This is a genomic window from Neisseria sp. RH3002v2g (genome assembly GCF_014596425.2).
In the GTDB taxonomy this organism is placed as follows: Bacteria; Pseudomonadota; Gammaproteobacteria; order Burkholderiales; family Neisseriaceae; genus Neisseria.
Window position 1 is genome coordinate 1,850,739 of the sequence record NZ_CP110721.1, and the last position, 18,183, is coordinate 1,868,921.

The 18,183-nt window shown below is 52.1% G+C and carries 16 protein-coding genes; 12 read left to right on the forward strand and 4 right to left on the reverse strand.

From position 1 onward, the window contains the following. Positions 1 to 24: 24 nt before the first annotated feature. Complete coding sequence (arsC, locus tag BBP27_RS08715; protein ID WP_049352482.1) at positions 25 to 384, reverse strand: arsenate reductase (glutaredoxin); 360 nt, start codon at positions 382 to 384, stop codon at positions 25 to 27. A 169-nt stretch (positions 385 to 553) separates the two neighbouring features. Here arsC and BBP27_RS08720 point away from each other — a divergent pair, with 169 nt between their 5' ends. The 6 genes from BBP27_RS08720 (at position 554) to BBP27_RS08745 (ending at position 7,122) form a co-directional block, all read left to right on the forward strand. Further along, positions 554 to 1,036, forward strand: a complete 483-nt coding sequence (locus BBP27_RS08720; protein ID WP_188211344.1) for a TlpA disulfide reductase family protein — start codon at positions 554 to 556, stop codon at positions 1,034 to 1,036. A gap of 248 nt (positions 1,037 to 1,284) precedes the next feature. Continuing rightward, the gene (gene ftsE / locus BBP27_RS08725; protein WP_004519169.1) at positions 1,285 to 1,935 is read left to right on the forward strand and encodes a cell division ATP-binding protein FtsE; all 651 of its coding nucleotides are present in this window, start codon (positions 1,285 to 1,287) and stop codon (positions 1,933 to 1,935) included. Beyond that, complete coding sequence (ftsX, locus tag BBP27_RS08730) at positions 1,932 to 2,849, forward strand: permease-like cell division protein FtsX (RefSeq protein WP_188211343.1); 918 nt, start codon at positions 1,932 to 1,934, stop codon at positions 2,847 to 2,849. The genes ftsE and ftsX overlap by 4 nt, the downstream gene beginning before the upstream one ends. Positions 2,850 to 3,045: 196 nt before the next feature. Further along, the gene (gene murA, locus BBP27_RS08735; RefSeq protein ID WP_049333045.1) at positions 3,046 to 4,299 is read left to right on the forward strand and encodes a UDP-N-acetylglucosamine 1-carboxyvinyltransferase; all 1,254 of its coding nucleotides are present in this window, start codon (positions 3,046 to 3,048) and stop codon (positions 4,297 to 4,299) included. A 127-nt stretch (positions 4,300 to 4,426) separates the two neighbouring features. Then, entirely contained in the window at positions 4,427 to 6,904 is a 2,478-nt protein-coding gene (gene metG / locus BBP27_RS08740; protein WP_265511069.1) for a methionine--tRNA ligase, read from the forward strand. A gap of 23 nt (positions 6,905 to 6,927) precedes the next feature. Next, positions 6,928 to 7,122, forward strand: a complete 195-nt coding sequence (locus tag BBP27_RS08745; protein ID WP_049349216.1) for a hypothetical protein — start codon at positions 6,928 to 6,930, stop codon at positions 7,120 to 7,122. A 108-nt stretch (positions 7,123 to 7,230) separates the two neighbouring features. Here the strand turns inward: BBP27_RS08745 and rsgA are convergent, their stop codons facing one another. Continuing rightward, a complete protein-coding gene (gene rsgA / locus BBP27_RS08750) occupies positions 7,231 to 8,097 on the reverse strand; it encodes a ribosome small subunit-dependent GTPase A (protein ID WP_188211342.1) in 867 nt (288 codons plus the stop codon). 151 nt (positions 8,098 to 8,248) lie between these two features. Between rsgA and BBP27_RS08755 the strand changes: the two genes are divergently transcribed. The 5 genes from BBP27_RS08755 to BBP27_RS08775 all read left to right on the forward strand — a co-directional run bounded on the left by BBP27_RS08755 (position 8,249) and on the right by BBP27_RS08775 (position 13,094). Then, entirely contained in the window at positions 8,249 to 8,866 is a 618-nt protein-coding gene (locus tag BBP27_RS08755) for a tellurite resistance TerB family protein (RefSeq protein ID WP_188211341.1), read from the forward strand. Between the two features lie 99 nt (positions 8,867 to 8,965). Further along, on the forward strand, positions 8,966 to 9,886 hold the full coding sequence (locus tag BBP27_RS08760; RefSeq protein ID WP_188211340.1) for a patatin-like phospholipase family protein: 921 nt from the start codon (positions 8,966 to 8,968) through the stop codon (positions 9,884 to 9,886). Between the two features lie 108 nt (positions 9,887 to 9,994). Then, positions 9,995 to 11,851, forward strand: a complete 1,857-nt coding sequence (locus BBP27_RS08765; RefSeq protein ID WP_188211339.1) for a ribonuclease catalytic domain-containing protein — start codon at positions 9,995 to 9,997, stop codon at positions 11,849 to 11,851. Positions 11,852 to 11,986: 135 nt separating this feature from the next. Further along, positions 11,987 to 12,214, forward strand: a complete 228-nt coding sequence (locus tag BBP27_RS08770; protein WP_003681131.1) for an exodeoxyribonuclease VII small subunit — start codon at positions 11,987 to 11,989, stop codon at positions 12,212 to 12,214. Beyond that, positions 12,198 to 13,094 carry a polyprenyl synthetase family protein gene (locus BBP27_RS08775; protein WP_188211338.1) on the forward strand — a complete coding sequence of 299 codons (897 nt, stop codon included), beginning with the start codon at positions 12,198 to 12,200 and terminating at the stop codon, positions 13,092 to 13,094. The genes BBP27_RS08770 and BBP27_RS08775 overlap by 17 nt, the downstream gene beginning before the upstream one ends. A 157-nt stretch (positions 13,095 to 13,251) precedes the next feature. On the opposite strand, the gene ftsY is transcribed toward BBP27_RS08775, so the two are convergent. After that, positions 13,252 to 14,784: a signal recognition particle-docking protein FtsY gene (gene ftsY, locus BBP27_RS08780; protein WP_188211337.1), complete on the reverse strand. Its 1,533-nt coding sequence runs from the start codon at positions 14,782 to 14,784 to the stop codon at positions 13,252 to 13,254. A gap of 145 nt (positions 14,785 to 14,929) precedes the next feature. Between ftsY and msrAB the strand changes: the two genes are divergently transcribed. Beyond that, positions 14,930 to 16,498, forward strand: coding sequence for a bifunctional peptide-methionine (S)-S-oxide reductase MsrA/peptide-methionine (R)-S-oxide reductase MsrB (gene msrAB, locus BBP27_RS08785; protein WP_188211336.1), 1,569 nt, complete (start codon positions 14,930 to 14,932; stop codon positions 16,496 to 16,498). 130 nt (positions 16,499 to 16,628) lie between these two features. Here the strand turns inward: msrAB and purB are convergent, their stop codons facing one another. Continuing rightward, a complete protein-coding gene (purB, locus tag BBP27_RS08790) occupies positions 16,629 to 17,999 on the reverse strand; it encodes an adenylosuccinate lyase (RefSeq protein WP_036492421.1) in 1,371 nt (456 codons plus the stop codon). Between the last annotated feature and the right edge of the window lie 184 nt (positions 18,000 to 18,183).

An 18,183-nucleotide genomic window follows, 5' to 3' on the forward strand; every position in this document is an offset into this window, starting at 1 on the left:
TTCAGACAGCCTTATCCAACCCCGTCAGCCGAGTAGGGCGGCAATGTTTTCCAACGGACGGCCGATGGCTGCGCGCGTAGGCGTTACCAAAACGGGACGCTCGAGCAGGGCAGGGTGTTCGACGATTGCCTGAAGCAGGGCGGCATTGTCCAAATCGGGATTGTCCAAACCCAATTCTTTGTACAAATCGTCTTTCGTGCGCATCATGCCGCGCACCGATTCGATGCTGAGTTTGGCAAACATATCCTGCAAAGTCGCCAAATCAGGCGCGGTATCCAGATATTTGACTACATCGGCGGCAACGCCTTTTTCTTCGAGCAAAGCCAGCGCGGCACGCGATTTGCTGCAACGCGGGTTGTGATAGAGTGTGAATTCAGATGGCATGAAATTCTCCGTATTATTGCAAAATCATTCAATGATGGCGGTTATTATCGTCTGCAACTGATTTTTACTCAAACTTTTTACCTGATATCTTGATATGAATCGGTAGGCATACCCACCAAACCGTTTTACAATAAACCCAATTTCGATTGGCAACCTCAAGGATACAACCATGAAAGCCTTAACCGCCCTTCTTTTGTCCGCCACCGTTTTTACCGCTGTACCGGCCCTTGCCGCCGATGAAACAGCAGGTTGGCAGGACAACAAACCGCAAAGCCTGGAATCGCTCAAAGCCCCCGTGCGCGTGGTCAACCTTTGGGCAACCTGGTGCGGCCCCTGCCGTAAAGAAATGCCTGCCATGTCCGCATGGTACAAAGCGCAGAAAAAAGGCAGCGTCGATATGGTCGGCATCGCACTGGATACGACCGACAATATCGGCAAATTCCTGAAACAAACGCCGGTCAGCTACCCGATTTGGCGTTATACCGGCGCCAACAGCCGCAACTTCATGAAAGCCCACGGCAACAACGTCGGCGTATTGCCTTTCACTGTCGTCGAAGCGCCGAAATGCGGTTACAAACAAACCATCACCGGCGAAGTCAACGAAAAAAGCCTGACCGCCGCCGTGAATTTAGCCAAAACCAAATGTAAATAAAACAGCGGATAAGGTGCTTAACCTACGCTGATACCGAGGCCGTCTGAAACCCAATCGTTCAGACGGCCTTTTTTCAAACCATGTTGTTTTGTGTTGCAAACCGGCAGTGTATCCGCCGGCAGAACCGGGGTTTCACTATCAAAAAGCAGCCGAAATATTTATAATCTGTGAATATCCCCATTTTTTCAGACGGCATGTTGCCCTATCGATGACGCCGGCCGCCTGAATCCCTATTTTCAGGAAAACCCATGATCCGTTTCGAACAAGTTTCCAAAACCTATCCCGGCGGTTTCGAAGCCCTGAAAAATGTCAGTTTCCAGATTAACAAAGGTGAGATGATTTTTATCGCCGGCCATTCGGGCTCGGGCAAATCCACCATTTTGAAGCTGATTTCAGGCATTACCAAGCCTACCAAAGGCAAGGTTTGGTTCAACAACCAAGACCTCGGCACCTTGAGCGACAATCAGATCGGCTTTATGCGCCAACATATCGGCATTGTCTTCCAAGACCACAAAATCCTCTACGACCGCAATGTCTTGCAAAACGTTATCCTGCCTTTGCGGATTGGCGGCTACCAGCCGCGCAAAGCGGAAGAGCGCGCGCGTATTGCGATTGAGAAAGTCGGCTTGAAAGGCCGTGAAAACGATATGCCCATCACTTTGTCCGGCGGCGAACAACAGCGTTTGTGCATCGCGCGCGCAGTGGTTCACCAACCCAGCCTGCTGATTGCCGACGAGCCGTCCGCCAGCCTCGACCGCGCCTATGCGCTGGATATTATGGAATTGTTTAAAACCTTCCATGAAGCAGGCACGACCGTTATTGTTGCCGCGCACGATGAAACGCTGATGGCAGATTACGGCCACCGCGTCTTGCGCCTGCAGAAAGGACGCCTCGCATGAGCATGATTCATTACATCTCGCTACACGTCGAATCGGCGCGCGCCGCGCTCAAAGAGCTTCTGCGCCAACCCATCGGCACGTTGCTGACCCTGCTCATGCTTGCCGTTGCCATGACCTTACCGCTGTTCATGTATTTGGGCATCCAAAGCGGACAAAGCGTATTGGGCAAACTCAACGAGTCGCCGCAGATTACGGTTTATATGGACACCGATGCGGCAAGTTCTGATGCCGATACGGTGAAAAACCTGCTCCAACGCGACAGCCGTATCGATAAAGTCCGCTTTATCAGCAAGCAGGAAGGTTTGGAAGAATTGCAGACCAATCTCGACCAAAACCTCGTTTCCATGCTCGATGGCAACCCGTTGCCCGATGTCTTTATCGTTACGCCCGACCCTGCCACTTCTCCGGATCAGATGCAGGCCATCTATAAAGACATTACCAAACTGCCACGCGTCGAATCGGCAACCATGGATACCGAATGGGTACAGACCCTTTATCGTATTAACGAATTTATCCGCAAGATTTTGTGGTTCCTCTCGCTGACTTTGGGCATGGCCTTTGTCTTGGTGGCACACAACACCATCCGCCTGCAAATCCTCAGCCGCAAGGAAGAGTTGGAAATCACCAAGCTGTTGGGTGCGCCTGCTTCCTTCATCCGCCGCCCTTTCCTTTATCAGGCAATGTGGCAGAGTATTTTCTCCGCCGCCGTCAGCTTGGGCTTGTCGGCCTGGCTGCTGGTCGAAGTTCGGCCGCTGGTGGACGCGATTTTCAAACCCTACGGTCTGAACATCGGCTGGCGTTTCTTCACATTTAGCGAAGTGTCGCTGGTATTTGGCTTCGTCATCGCGCTGGGCGTATTCGGCGCATGGCTGGCCACCACGCAACACCTCTTAGGCTTCAAAGCCAAAAAATAAGCCTTGGCAAACAGGCCGTCTGAACCATTCAGACGGCCTGAAATCTTATCCTTTCGCAACTTAAACAAACCTTGTGAAAATTTAATACTGCCAAATCTAACAGCAAGGGCATAATCCCTTATAATTGATGGTTTATTATTCATCTCATTTCATTTGTGCGGCATAAGCTGTGCAGACAAATAACGAAAGACATCCTGTGGACAAACTCAAAATCTCTGCCAACGGCCCCCTCAACGGCGAAATCATCGTATCCGGCGCAAAAAATGCCGCCCTGCCGCTGATGTGTGCCGGTCTGTTGACTTCCGGCACTTTACGCTTAAAAAACGTACCCATGCTCGCCGACGTCAAAACCACCCAAAAACTGCTGCAAGGCATGGGCGCACGCGTTTTGACCGACAACATCTCCGAATTTGAAATCAACGGCGGCACCGTCAACAACACCTGCGCACCTTACGAGCTGGTAAAAACCATGCGCGCATCCATCTTGGTTTTAGGCCCGACCCTCGCCCGCTTCGGCGAAGCCCAAGTCAGCCTGCCCGGCGGTTGCGCCATCGGTTCGCGTCCGGTTGACCAACACCTCAAAGGCCTCGAAACCATGGGGGCGGAAATCACCATCGAACACGGTTACGTCAAAGCCAAAGGCCGTCTGAAAGGCACGCGTGTCACCATGGACGTCGTGACCGTAGGCGGTACCGAAAACCTGCTGATGGCGGCCACACTCGCCGAAGGCACCACCATCCTCGAAAACTGCGCCATCGAACCCGAAGTCGTCGATTTGGCTGAATGCCTCGTCAAAATGGGCGCAAAAATCAGCGGCATCGGTACAGCAACCATGACCATCGAAGGCGTAAAAGAGCTGCACGGCTGCGAACACAGCGTCGTTCCCGACCGTATCGAAGCCGGTACCTTCCTCTGCGCCGTCGCCATGACCGGCGGCAAAGTCGTCCTGCGCAATGCTGCTCCCAAAACCATGGAAGTCGTATTGGACAAACTGACCGAAGCAGGCGCCATCATCGAAGCAGGCGACAACTGGATTTCCATCGACATGCAACAACGCCCGAAAGCCGTGGACATCCGCACCGTCGTCCACCCAGGCTTCCCAACCGACATGCAGGCGCAGTTTATGGCCATGAACGCCATTGCCGAAGGCAGCAGCCGCGTGGTGGAAACCATTTTTGAAAACCGCTTCATGCACGTTCCCGAACTCAACCGCATGGGCGCAGACATCACCACCGAAGGCAACACCGCCTACATCAAAGGCGTAGAGAAACTCTCCGGCGCCGTCGTGATGGCAACTGACCTGCGCGCCTCCGCCAGCCTCGTCATGGCCGGTTTGGTCGCAGATGGCGAAACCATCGTCGAACGCATCTACCACCTAGACCGCGGCTATGAATACATCGAGAAAAAACTCGGCGGCGTAGGCGCAAAAATCGAACGTGTACGCGGTTGATTCCATACGCAGCCGATAAATAAAAGGCCGTCTGAAACACCGGCAATCGGGTTTCAGACGGCCTTTGCGTATTGTTTTGCGGTATAATTCCCAACATCTTTATCCATTGTTTTTAAAAGCACAAACCATGACACGCAAAATCCTTGTCACTTCCGCGCTGCCGTATGCCAATGGCAGCATCCACCTCGGCCACATGGTCGAACACATCCAAACCGACGTTTGGGTACGCTTCCAAAAACTGCGCGGCCACGAATGCTACTACTGCTGCGCCGACGACACCCACGGCACGCCCGTGATGCTTGCCGCGCAAAAACAAGGCATTGCGCCTGAAGACATGATTGCCAAAGTGCGCGAAGAGCACCTCGCCGACTTTACCGGTTTCGGCATCGGCTACGACAATTATTACAGCACCCATTCCCCTGAAAACAAACAGTTTTCCCAAGACATCTACCGCGCGCTGAAAGCCAACGGCAAGATTGAGAGCCGCGTCATCGAGCAGCTTTTCGACCCCGAAAAACAAATGTTCCTGCCCGACCGCTTCGTCAAAGGCGAATGCCCGAAATGCCACGCCCAAGACCAATACGGCGACAACTGCGAAGTCTGCGGCACGACCTATTCCCCGACCGAACTGATTAACCCGTATTCCGCCGTATCCGGTGCCAAACCCGAATTGCGCGAATCCGAACACTTCTTCTTCAAACTGGGCGAATGCGCCGACTTCCTCAAAGCATGGACTTCCGGCAACAATCCGCACGACGGCAAGCCCCATCTGCAAGCCGAAGCCCTCAACAAAATGAAAGAATGGCTGGGCGAAGGCGAAGAAACCACCCTGTCCGACTGGGACATTTCCCGCGACGCGCCGTATTTCGGTTTCGAAATCCCCGACGCGGCGGGCAAATACTTCTACGTCTGGCTGGACGCGCCCGTCGGCTACATGGCGTCGTTTAAAAACCTGTGCGACCGCATCGGCATCGATTTTGACGAATACTTCAAAGCCGACAGCCAAACCGAGATGTACCACTTCATCGGCAAAGACATCCTCTATTTCCACGCCCTGTTCTGGCCCGCCATGCTGCATTTCTCCGGCCACCGCGCCCCGACCGGCGTGTACGCACACGGCTTTTTGACCGTAGACGGACAAAAAATGTCCAAATCGCGCGGCACGTTTATCACCGCCAAATCCTATTTGGAACAAGGCCTAAACCCCGAGTGGATGCGCTACTACATCGCCGCCAAACTCAACAGCAAAATCGAAGACATCGATTTGAACCTGCAAGACTTTATCAGCCGCGTCAACAGCGACCTCGTCGGCAAATACGTCAACATCGCCGCCCGTGCTTCAGGTTTTATCGCCAAACGCTTTGAAGGCCGTCTGAAAGACGTTTCAGGCAGCGCATTGCTGGCAAAACTCGCTGCCGAAAGCGACATCATTGCCGAGCAATACGAAAACCGCGAATACGCCCGCGCCCTGCGCGACATCATGGCATTGGCAGACACCGTGAACGAATACGTCGATGCCAACAAACCGTGGACTTTTGCAAATTATGCAAAATTTGGCTTTAAGCAATTATTAGATAAGCAACTAAGCATTCTAAATCAAGCTGACGCTTTATTTATTGAAGAAGTATATTCACAAGTTGGATTTTCCAAGGCAAAAAATAAGAAAATTGAAGAGTTTGTAGATGCGTTGCCAGAAACAGCACAACATTTATTCTTTAACTACAAAAAAGAGTATTCAAATCAAAATTTAGTAATTAGAAAAGCAATTAATGAAACTCAGCAAAAGCTGTCAGTTGCCAAATTATATGAAATGTATAAGAAAGGACTTTCTACTCGGAAATTCACTAATGATGTCTTAGGTTATAATCCTAAAAATGAAAGCAGACTTTTTGGATTAACACAGCAAGAATTCGAAGAAGGAATCAATCAAGATATTGATAATATTGCTGAATATTATATTAATATGTTTTCTTTAAATGATGTACAGCATTACCTATGCAGCGAGCTCATCAACGCCTTTACCATGTTGACCGCCTACCTCGCCCCTGTATTGCCGAAAGTGGCCGAAAACGCCGCCAAATTCCTGAATTTGGAAGCCATCACTTGGGCAAACACACGCGAAACCCTGGGCGAACACGCCATCAATAAATACGAACACCTCATGCAACGAGTGGAGCAAAAACAAGTGGACGATTTGATCGAAGCCAACAAACAAAGCATCACCGCCGCAGCCGCGCCTGCCACCGAAGAGAGCAAATACGAAAAAGTCGCCGAACAGGCCAGCTTTGACGACTTCATGAAAATCGATATGCGCGTCGCCAAAGTATTGAACTGCGAAGCCGTCGAAGGCAGCACCAAACTCCTGAAATTCGACCTCGATTTCGGTTTTGAAAAACGCATCATCTTCTCCGGCATCGCCGCGTCTTACCCAAATCCTGCCGAATTGAACGGCCGCATGGTCATTGCCGTCGCCAACTTCGCCCCGCGCAAAATGGCAAAATTCGGCGTATCCGAAGGCATGATCCTCTCCGCCGCCACGGCAGAGGGCAAACTGAAGCTCCTCGACGTTGACGCAGGCGCACAGCCCGGGGATAAAGTGGGCTAAGTATCAAATCTTAAGGAGAAACCATGTTAAACCTTTCCGCACCGGTACTTAAAGAAATTGAGTTGCTTCATGATGCAGGCTTATCGGTTGGCGCTATTGTTACAGTGTTGCGTCTGAAGTTTCCGGTAGAACTCCATGATCGGGAGGACAAACAAATTGAAGAAGCCGTGCTTCTCATGATCAATCCGCCACGAAAAGCACCTTCTCTTTCCCGCTAAGGTAGCGATACCGGTTGAAAGGTAAATTTGGTTATGCTTCAACAAAAGGCCGTCTGAATTTTTCAGACGGCCTTTTTATTTATCCAAACGCTTATTTCCGTTAAAACTTTATTTCAATAATTCATCGGTAACGCGTTGCAGAAATTCGATACGCTCGGGTTTGGCTTCGCCTGATTCGGCAGCGGCTTTGACGGCGCAGCCGGGTTCGGCACGGTGGGTGCAGTTGTGGAAACGGCACTGTCCGATGAGGTGGCGCAGGTCGGGGAAGTATTGCAATAAATCGGCGGCTTGGAGATGGTGCAGGCCGAATTCTTGCAGGCCGGGGGAATCGATGAGTCGGGTTTCTGCGTTTAAATCGTACAGTTGGGCGTGGGTGGTGGTGTGTTTGCCGGAGTCGAGCGCAGTGGAAATATCGCCAGTTCGGGCGGCTTGGTTGCCGAGTAGGGCATTGGTCAGGGTGGACTTGCCCATGCCGCTTTGTCCGAGCAGGATGTTGGTTTGCCCTTCTAAAATGGGACGCAGGATGTCGGCGTTTTCTAATGCGTTGGTTTCAACCACGGGGTAGCCGAGGGTTTCGTAGAATTTGAGTTTCTCGCGCCATTGGGCGGCTTCGGGGAGGTCGGCTTTATTGAGGACGATGACGGCGTTAATGCCGGCCGCTTCGGCTGCGAGGAGGGCGCGTTGCAACAGGGCTTCGCTGGGTGAGGGGCTGGCGGCGGTTACGATGAGCAGTTGGGTAACGTTGGCGGCAATCAGTTTGGTTTTCCACGCGTCTTGGCGGTAGAGCAGGCTTTCGCGCGGGAGATAGTCTTCAATCACGACTTGTTCGCCGTTGATGGGGCTGATGCGGACTTGGTCGCCGCAGGCGAAATCGACGCGTTTTTTGCGGGTGGTGGCGTCATATGTTTGGCCGTCGGGGGTGCGGACAATATAGCGGCGGCCATAGCTGGTAATGATTTGGGCGGTATCGGTCATGATGGGATTTATTGTTTGGAATGGTGTGATTGTACCGAAAGTCGGCTATGGCCGTCTGAAAACTTGTTTGCACCTTTTAACTTTCTTTGGCTTGGTTTTTGGGTGTTTCTACTCTATATTTGCAATGTATTGGTTTTCAGGAGATTTTTTTATGGATTTCAGTCAGTTGCTCAATCAGATTTTGGGTGCGGCCCAAAAAGGCGGCAAAGCGGTGGCGGAAAGCCCGCTCAATTCTTTCGGCGGCGGCGCGCTGACGGGTGCTTTGGCATCGATGCTGTTGAAAAAGAAAAACGCAAAGAAGCTGGTCAAGGCCGGCTCGGTCGCCGCTTTGGGTTTTCTGGCTTATAAAGGCTATCAAAACTGGAAACAAAACCAGCAACAGGACGAATTGCCGCAAAGTGCGTTCCAACCTGCCGGCCTGATTGGTGAAAACCACAGCCGTGTGATTTTGCAAACAATGATTGCGGCGGCGGCTTCAGACGGCCTGATTGATGATGCGGAACGCGCGGCCATTGAGCGTGAAAGCGGCAGCGATGCGGAAACGGCGGCATGGTTGCAGGCTGAATATGCGCAACCGGCCTCCATCGAGCAAATTGCCGCTTCTGTCGGCAATGACGAGGCTTTGGCAGCCGAAACTTATCTGGCGGCCCGATTGGTCTGCGCGGACTTGTCGCGCAAGGAAATCGTGTTCCTGAGCCGTTTGTCCCAAGCATTGAATTTGGACGACCAGCTGGTCGAAAGCTTGGAAAAACAGCTCGAATTGGCTTAAGCTGGATTTACAAGGCCGTCTGAATCCTGATTTCAGACGGCCTTTCGACTTAATTTCAGAGTAAAATAACCCTTTCGACATATTAAAGGCTGTCTGAACATGAATAAACTTTTTTCCACATTCAAAACGTTTTTAGCCGCTTCGTCCGTCTTGGTATTGGCCGCCTGTCCGAGCGGCAACGCGCCGCAATCCAAACCTTCTGCGCAGGGTCAAAATACGGTTTCGCATACTGCACCCAAACCGAAAGCCACGGTTGCGCTGGCTTTGGGCGGCGGCGCGTCCAAAGGCTTTGCCCATATCGGGATTATTAAGGTTTTGAAAGAAAACAATATTCCGATCAAAATCGTTACCGGCACATCCGCAGGCTCGATTGTCGGCAGTATGTACGCTTCGGGAATGTCGCCCGACCGCCTCGAATTGGAAGCGGAAATTTTGGGTAAAACCGATTTGGTAGATTTGACCTTGTCCACCAGCGGCTTCATCAAAGGCGAAAAACTGCAAAACTACATCAACCGCAAAGTCGGCAACCGTCCGATGCAGCAGTTTCCCATCAAATTTGCCGCCGTTGCGACCGATTTTGAAAGCGGCAAACCGGTGGTATTTAACGTAGGTAATGCCGGACAAGCCGTCCGCGCTTCTGCTTCGATTCCGAACGTGTTCCAACCTGTCGTTATCGGCAGCCGCAAATATGTAGATGGCGGCCTGTCGCAGCCCGTACCGGTCAGCGCGGCGAAAAAACTGGGCGCAAACTTCATCATTGCCGTCGATATTTCCGCCCGTCCGGCCAAAAACGTCAGCCAAGGTATGTTCTCCTATCTTGACCAAACCTTCAACGTAATGAGCCAAACCGCCTTACACCAAGAATTGGGCCAAGCCAATGTGGTCATCAAACCTCAGGTTTTAGAGCTGGGTTCGGTTGGCGGTTTCGACCAAAAACAACGCGCCATCCAACTGGGCGAACAGGCCGCACGCGCCGCCCTGCCTGAAATCAAACGCAAACTGGCGGCATATCAGTATTAATCATCCGCCATTTGAACAGGCCGTCTGAAAGTATGTTTTTCAGACGGCCTTTCTTGTGCAAATCTGCTAAAATCACGCGTTTCCTACAAATCATAAAATCCTAAAAAAATGAATATCTTTTACGAAGAGTCCGGCCAATTCAAAGTTGCCTCCATCGTCCAAAAAAACGACGCCACCTACCAAGTCGATACCCAACACGGCAAACGCACCAAAGTGAAGGCAAACAACGTCTTTGCTGAGTTTGACGGCGATATGGCGGCATTTTTGGAGAACGCGCAGGCGCAGGCGGCGGACATCGACACCGATTTATTGTGGGAAGTATGCGGCGAAGAAGAATTTTCCGCCGAGGCGATTGCCGAAGAATATTACGGCCATGCGCCGACCAAAACCGAGCTGGCGGCGACTTTGATTGCACTCTACGCCGCGCCGATGTATTTCTACAAAAAAGCCAAAGGCGTGTTCAAAGCCGCGCCTGAAGAAACTTTGAAACAGGCACTTGCCGCCATCGAACGCAAAAAACAGCAAGACGCGCAAATCGACGCTTGGGCGGAAGCCTTGAAACGCGGCGAGATGCCGTCTGAAATCGCGGCGGATTTGAAAACCATCTTACACGCGCCCGACAAGCAGTCGCTGACCTACAAAGCCTTTACCAAAGCCGCCGACGAGCTGAAAATCTCCGCCTACGAACTGGCGAAAAAAACGGGCGGCATTACGTCCATTCCCCAATACCTGCAAGATGGGTTTGAAATCAAATATTTCCCCAAAGGAACAGGCTTCCCCGACCTTCCGCTTCCTGAAATGCCCGACTTGCCCAAGGCTGACATTACCGCCTTTTCCATTGACGACGAATCGACCACCGAAGTGGACGATGCCTTGAGCCTGACCGACTTGGGCAATGGCATGAAACGCGTCGGTATCCACATCGCCGCACCGTCGCTTGCCATTAAACCAGGCGACAAAATGGAAAAAAACATCATGGAACGCTTAAGCACGGTTTATTTCCCCGGCGGCAAAATCACCATGTTGCCCGAAAACTGGATTGCCGCGTTCAGCCTTGATGCAGGCGCATACCGCCCTTCCATTAGCATTTATTTCGATGTGGACAACGAGTTCAACGTCGGCGCGCCAACCTGCAAAATCGAAGCAGTCAACATCGCTGAAAACCTGCGCATTCAGACCATCGAGCCGCATTTCAACGCCGAAACCGGCTTGGACGAAGCCGGCGAAATGATGTTCGCCCACCATCAAGACCTGATTTGGTTCTATCAATTTGCCATCGCCCTGCAAAAAGCGCGCGGCAAATACGAGCCCGACCGTGCGCCGCAATACGATTACAGCATCGAATTGGATGAGGAAGGCAACGTATCCGTCGTCCGCCGCGAACGCGGTTCGCCCATTGATACGCTGGTCAGCGAGATGATGATTCTTGCCAACAGCACTTGGGCGCAAATGCTGGACGAAAACGAGCTGCCCGGCCTTTTCCGCGTCCAACCGGCAGGCAAAGTGCGTATGAGCACCAAATCCGAGCCGCACATCGGCATGGGCGTGCAGCATTACGGCTGGTTTACCTCGCCGCTGCGCCGCGCCGCCGACTACATCAACCAAAAGCAGCTGATCAGCCTGATCGACGACACTGCCGAGCCGCTGTATCAAAACAGCAATGCCGAGCTTTTCGCCGCGCTGCGCGACTTCGATGCCGCCTATACAGCCTATGCCGACTTCCAACGCCAAATGGAAGCCTACTGGAGCCTCGTCTATCTGCAACAGCAAGGCACGAGCGAGCTGACGGCCACCATCCTCAAAGAAGACCTCGTCCGCATTGAAGGTCTGCCGCTGGTAACGCGCGCGACCGGTATTCCGTTTGACGCGCTGCCCAAATCGCAGGCATTGTTCAAAATCACTGAATTGGATGCCGAGAAGCAGTTTATCGCGCTCAACTATCAAAAAGCCGTTTTACCGAGCTAATAACGTTATTCCGTTTGAAAAAAGGCCGTCTGAACAAAGAAACAGAAATCTTTGATTTCGTTTTCACCCCTGTTCAGACGGCCTTAATCATCTAAAAATGCTACAATTCCCCTTTTCTGCCCATCATTTCAAACCATGAAAAAAAACGCCCCCCAATCCTTTGAAGAAGCCTTATCCCGCCTCGAAACCCTGACCCAGGCCATGCAAAGCAGCGAAATGCCGCTGGAAGACGCTTTGGCCGCCTATCAGGAAGGCAACGAATTGGTCAGATACTGCCAAACCAAATTGGCGGAAGTCGAGCAGAAACTGCAAGTCTTGGATGCCGGCGAACTGAAGGAGTTGAACCTTGAACCCGGCGAATGAACTCAAAACATGGCAGCAAAAAGCCCAAGCGCAAACCGAATTGCTGCTGGCGCATTTCTTGCCATCTGAAAGCCAAGTGCCGCACACGCTGCACGAAGCCATGCGTTACGTTACCCTCGGCGGCGGCAAACGGCTGCGCCCGCTCTTGGTGCTTGCCGCGTCCGAATTGGGCGAAGCAAACCAAAATGCCGTCAAGCAGGCGATGGCGGCCATCGAAATGGTGCACGTCTATTCGCTGGTTCACGACGATATGCCGGCGATGGACAACGACAGCCTGCGCCGCGGCAAACCGACCTGCCATGTGCAATACGATGAAGCAACCGCCCTTTTGGTCGGCGATGCGCTGCAAACCCAAGCCTTTGATGTACTGAGCCGTCCGACAGGCCTGTCTGCCGAACGCCAGCTTGCCATGTTGTCCACGCTGGCCCAGGCGTCCGGCAGCCTCGGCATGGCGGGCGGACAAGCCATCGACCTTGCCAATGTCGGCAAAGCCATGAATCAGGCTGAATTGGAACAGATGCACAGCCTCAAAACCGGCGCACTCATCCGCGCGGCCGTGGCCTTAGGCGCACTTTCCTGCCCGGACTTAACACCGGCGCAAATCCAAACCTTAGACCACTACGCCGCCAAATTAGGCCTGGCTTTCCAAGTGATCGACGATGTATTGGACTGCGAAGCCGATACCGCCACCTTGGGCAAAACCGCCGGCAAAGACTCGGACAACGACAAACCGACCTACGTCAAACTGATGGGCCTGCACGCCGCGCGTACTTATGCAGAAACGCTGATTGCAGAAGCCGTTGCCCTGATCGAGCCATTCGGCGACAAAGCCCTGCGCCTGCGCCAACTGGCCGAGTTTGTTACCGCACGGAAAAACTAAACCTGCAAATAAAATAAAGGCCGTCTGAAACCTGATTTTAGGTTTCAGACGGCCTTTTTAACAGCCTGTTTGGCTGGTATCAACCGAATGCTGAGTCTTTCAAAATACGGCTCAGAAATCCCCCGCAAACTGCGTTGACAAGCCTCAGCCTGTCCGTTTAATCCAATAGGGCATCCACAAACGCTTTGGCATTAAACGGACGCAAATCGTCGATGCCTTCGCCTACGCCGATGTAGCGGACAGGAACAGGGCGGTCGGAGGCAAGCGCGGCAAGGATACCGCCTTTGGCCGTACCGTCTAGCTTGGTCACGATAAGGCCGGTCAGACCCAGCGCTTCGTCAAAGGCTTTCACTTGGTTGACGGCGTTTTGACCGATGTTGGCATCAAGCACGACGATGATTTCATGTGGCGCATCAGGCATGGCTTTTTGCAGCACGCGTTTCACTTTTTTGATTTCTTCCATCAAATGAAGCTGCGTCGGCAGGCGGCCGGCAGTATCGGCCAGCACGATGTCGATCCCGCGCGCCTTCGCGGCTTGGACGGCATCGAAGCAAACGGCAGCGGAATCACCCGTAGTTTGCGAAATCACGGTTACATTGTTGCGCTCGCCCCAAGCTTGAAGCTGCTCACGCGCGGCGGCACGGAAAGTATCGCCTGCCGCCAGCAGCACAGATTTGCCCTGCGCTTGGAAGTATTTGGCCAATTTGCCGATAGATGTGGTTTTGCCTGCGCCGTTGATACCGGCAAGCATAATCACGAAAGGCTCCTTGGTTTCCGGTAAGACCAAAGGCTTCTCCAGAGGCTTAATCAAATCGTACAGCGCATCTTTCAGCGCACCGCGCAATTCGTTGCCGTCTTTGAGGCCTTTAAGGCTGACACGGTCGCGCACGTCTTTCATCAAGTATTCGGTAGCTTCCATGCCCATATCGCTGGTAATCAGCACGGTTTCCAGCTCTTCGTACAAATCCTCGTCGATTTGTCCGCCACCGAACACGCCGGCCAATGATTTTGCCATTTTGTCGCGTGATTTGGTCAAGCCTTGTTTCAAACGCGCAGCCCAACCGAGCTTGGGTTCTTCTACCGGAGTAGGGGCTTCAGCCGGTGTTTCCGCAACAGCTTCTTGAACTTGCTCGCCAGCTTCGCTAACTGCCTCAACAGCTTCTTCTTTGACCGCTTCGGCCTGTTCTACTGCTTCCTCAACAGCTTCAGCCACTTCAGACGGCATCTCGGCAACGGTTTCTTGAATCTGTTCAACAGCCTCGCTGACGGTTTCAACGGCCGATTCTTTTACTGCTTCAGCCTGTTCCGCTACTTCCTCAACAGCATCGGCCGCTTCAGACGGCATCTCGGCAACGGTTTCTTGAACCTGCTCAACAGCTTCGCTGACGGTTTCAACAGCCGCTTCTTTTGCCGCTTCAACGTGTTCTTCTACTTTTTCAACTGTTTCAGACGGCATTTCGGTCAAAGCCTCCCAAACCTGCTCGACGGTTTCGCTGACAGTTTCAACAGCCGATTCAACAACTGATTCAACATGCCCTTTGACGCTTTCCGTTAAAGATTCGGCATCTTCTTTAATATTTTCAACTACTTGAGCAACTTCAGATTCTACTTTTGCTGCGGTTTCCTGAACTTGAGCCTCCTCAGGAGCCGGAGTTTCCTGTTTTTTCTTGCGACGGAAGAAGCTGAACATTAAATTTTCCTTTTAATTTTAGAAACTTGAAATAGGGAGTATTGTAGCGTATTTTACGTGGCAAGGTCGTCTGAAAATCAAGGTTGTCAGGTTTTGGCATTTCCAACGTCTAACGAGACAAACCATCCATACAGGAAACATAGAGATGAAACCCCGTACCTTCTTTTCCCTTTGTGCCAAGTTCGGCTGCCTGCTTGCGCTGGGTGCCTGCTCATCCAAAATGATGGATACCGAAGCCGCAACTGTACCGCAGGCATTGTCCTCGTTGAAAACTCCTGACAACCGCCCTGCCAGTGTTTATCTGAAAAAAGACAAACCAACCCTGATTAAATTTTGGGCAAGTTGGTGTCCTTTGTGTTTGTCCGAACTGGGACAAACCGAAAAATGGGCGCAAGATACAAAATTCAGTTCTGCCAATCTGATTACCGTTGCCTCGCCCGGTTTTCTGCACGAGAAAAAAGACGGCGACTTTCAAAAATGGTATGCCGGTTTGAATTATCCCAATCTGCCCGTCGTTACCGACAACGGCGGCACCATCGCCCAAAGCCTGAATATCAGTGTTTACCCCTCGTGGGCGTTAATCGGTAAAGACGGCGACGTGCAGCGCATCGTCAAAGGCAGTATCAACGAAGCGCAGGCATTGGCGTTAATCCGCGACCCGAATGCCGATTTAGGCCGTCTGAAAAACTCGTTCTACAAACCCGACACACAGAAAAAGGATTCAGCAATCATGAACACGCGCACCATCTACCTCGCCGGCGGCTGCTTCTGGGGCTTGGAAGCCTATTTCCAACGCATAGACGGCGTGGTGGACGCAGTATCCGGCTATGCCAACGGCAAAACGGAAAACCCAAGCTACGAAGATGTGTCCTACCGCAACACGGGCCATGCCGAGACCGTCAAAGTCACCTACGATGCCGACAAACTCAGCCTAGACGACATCCTGCAATACTATTTCCGCGTCGTTGACCCGACCAGCCTCAACAAACAAGGCAACGACACCGGCACGCAATACCGCAGCGGCGTGTACTACACCGACCCTGCCGAAAAAGCCGTCATCGCCGCCGCGCTCAAACGCGAGCAGCAAAAATACCAACAGCCCCTCGTCGTCGAAAACGAGCCGCTGCAAAACTTCTACGACGCCGAGGAATACCATCAGGACTACCTGATTAAAAACCCCAACGGCTACTGCCACATCGACATCCGCAAAGCCGACGAACCGCTGCCGGGCAAAACCAAAGCCGCCCTGCAAAGCAAAGGCTTCGACGCGGCAACGTATAAAAAACCCAGCGATGCCGAACTCAAACGCATCCTGACCGAAGAGCAATACCAAGTGACCCAAAAAAGCGCGACCGAATACGCCTTCAGCCACGAATACGACCATCTGTTTAAGCCCGGCATTTATGTGGACGTCGTCAGCGGCGAACCCCTGTTCAGCTCTGCCGACAAATTCGATTCCGGCTGCGGCTGGCCAAGCTTCACCCGCCCGATTAACGCCGCCGCCGTTACCGAACACGACGATTTCAGCTACAACATGCGCCGCACCGAAGTGCGCAGCCATGCCGCCGATTCGCACTTGGGACACGTCTTCCCCGACGGCCCAAAAGATAAAGGCGGCCTGCGCTATTGCATCAACGGCGCAAGTTTGAAATTTATTCCTTTGGAAGAAATGGACGCTGCCGGCTACGGCACGTTGAAGGGCAAAGTGAAATAACGGTTTGAATCGAAAAAGGCCGTCTGAAAAAAATTTCAGACGGCCTTTTTGATTTGTCGGATGTAGAGGGTTGGTTTCTTATTTATCAAAAAATCTCAATAATTAAGAAAGTATGCCCTACAAAAGCCTTTTAAATTCGTTTTGCCAACTCTTCGGCTTTGCCCACATACAACGCAGGGGTCAGCTCAAGCAATTTGGCTTTGGCTTCTGCCGGAATTTCCAACGATTCGATAAAGAGTTTCAACACTTCAGGCGTAATGCCGTCTTTACCGCGTGTCAGGTCTTTTAGCTTCTCGTAAGGATTGGCCACACCGTAACGACGCATTACGGTTTGAATCGGCTCAGCCAATAGCTCCCAAGTAGCGTCCAAATCGGCAGCAAGGGCGGCAGGATTCGGCTCAAGCTTGTTCAGACCACGCAGATGAGCGGCAAAGCCCAATACGGTATAGCCCACGCCTACGCCCATATTGCGCAATACGGTGCTATCGGTCAGGTCGCGCTGCCAACGGGAAATCGGCAGTTTTTCGGACAAAAAGCCCAATACGGCATTGGCCATACCGAGGTTGCCTTCGGAATTTTCAAAGTCGATTGGGTTGACTTTGTGCGGCATGGTGGAAGAACCGACTTCGCCTGCTTTGACTTTTTGTTTGAAGTAACCCAAAGAAATATAGCCCCAAACGTCGCGGTTGAAGTCGATCAGAATCGTGTTGACACGGCTGATGGCTTGGAAGAATTCCGCCATATAGTCGTGCGGCTCGATTTGAATAGTGTAGGGGTTGAAGGTCAGGCCGAGGCTGATTTCGACAAAGTTGCGGCAATGGGTTTCCCAATCCACATCGGGATAAGCGACCATATGGGCATTGTAGTTGCCGACTGCGCCGTTGATTTTGCCGAGGAACTCTTGCGCTTGCAGGTTTTTAAACTGGCGTTGCAGGCGGTACACGACATTGGCGATTTCTTTACCCAATGTGCTTGGTGTAGCAGGCTGGCCATGCGTGCGGCTCATCATAGGGACGGCAGCCAACTCATGCGCCATGCCGGTCAGTTTTTCGATGATTTCGGCCAGTTTCGGCAGCAAAACAGTCTCACGCGCTTCTTGCAGCATCAAAGCGTGGGACAGGTTGTTGATGTCTTCGCTGGTGCAGGCAAAGTGGATGAACTCGCTGGCAGCAGCCACTTCAGGCACGCCGGAGAATCGTTCTTTAAGCCAATACTCGATGGCTTTGACGTCGTGATTGGTGGTCGCCTCAATGGCTTTGACGGCGGCGGCATCTTCAAGCGAGAAGTTTTCGATCACTTTGTCGATTTCGGCAAGCGTAAAATCGCTGAAAGCAGGAACTTCTGCAATCTTAGGCTCGGCGGCAAGGGCTTTGAGCCAGTTTAATTCAACTTTGACACGCGCACGCATCAGGCCGTATTCGGAAAAAATCGGACGCAATGCTTCAACGGATTTGGCGTAGCGGCCATCTAATGGGGAAAGTGCAGCGATAGGGTTAATCATGTCGGATCTTCCTATGGGATGAAAACCAAATTGTTTGCAATTATACATGATTTTACACTTCAAGGCCGTCTGAAAGACAGGTTTCAGACGGCCTTTTCAGCGTATTTTTCATAAAATTCTTTTCAGAGGTTCAACTTTGCAAAATCGATTTACGATATATGCCATCTTCACGGATAATATCGGC

What these genes read in the sequence shown, in the direction of transcription:
- BBP27_RS08720 (WP_188211344.1), top strand. Translation starts at nt 554, where the DNA reads ATGAAAGCCTTAACCGCCCTTCTTTTGTCCGCCACCGTTTTTACCGCT.
- msrAB (WP_188211336.1), top strand. Translation starts at nt 14,930, where the DNA reads ATGAAACCCCGTACCTTCTTTTCCCTTTGTGCCAAGTTCGGCTGCCTG.
- BBP27_RS08760 (WP_188211340.1), top strand. Translation starts at nt 8,966, where the DNA reads ATGAATAAACTTTTTTCCACATTCAAAACGTTTTTAGCCGCTTCGTCC.
- arsC (WP_049352482.1), bottom strand. Translation starts at nt 384, where the DNA reads ATGCCATCTGAATTCACACTCTATCACAACCCGCGTTGCAGCAAATCG.
- ftsX (WP_188211343.1), top strand. Translation starts at nt 1,932, where the DNA reads ATGAGCATGATTCATTACATCTCGCTACACGTCGAATCGGCGCGCGCC.
- ftsY (WP_188211337.1), bottom strand. Translation starts at nt 14,784, where the DNA reads ATGTTCAGCTTCTTCCGTCGCAAGAAAAAACAGGAAACTCCGGCTCCT.
- ftsE (WP_004519169.1), top strand. Translation starts at nt 1,285, where the DNA reads ATGATCCGTTTCGAACAAGTTTCCAAAACCTATCCCGGCGGTTTCGAA.
- BBP27_RS08770 (WP_003681131.1), top strand. Translation starts at nt 11,987, where the DNA reads ATGAAAAAAAACGCCCCCCAATCCTTTGAAGAAGCCTTATCCCGCCTC.
- rsgA (WP_188211342.1), bottom strand. Translation starts at nt 8,097, where the DNA reads ATGACCGATACCGCCCAAATCATTACCAGCTATGGCCGCCGCTATATT.
- BBP27_RS08755 (WP_188211341.1), top strand. Translation starts at nt 8,249, where the DNA reads ATGGATTTCAGTCAGTTGCTCAATCAGATTTTGGGTGCGGCCCAAAAA.
- metG (WP_265511069.1), top strand. Translation starts at nt 4,427, where the DNA reads ATGACACGCAAAATCCTTGTCACTTCCGCGCTGCCGTATGCCAATGGC.
- purB (WP_036492421.1), bottom strand. Translation starts at nt 17,999, where the DNA reads ATGATTAACCCTATCGCTGCACTTTCCCCATTAGATGGCCGCTACGCC.
- BBP27_RS08765 (WP_188211339.1), top strand. Translation starts at nt 9,995, where the DNA reads ATGAATATCTTTTACGAAGAGTCCGGCCAATTCAAAGTTGCCTCCATC.
- BBP27_RS08745 (WP_049349216.1), top strand. Translation starts at nt 6,928, where the DNA reads ATGTTAAACCTTTCCGCACCGGTACTTAAAGAAATTGAGTTGCTTCAT.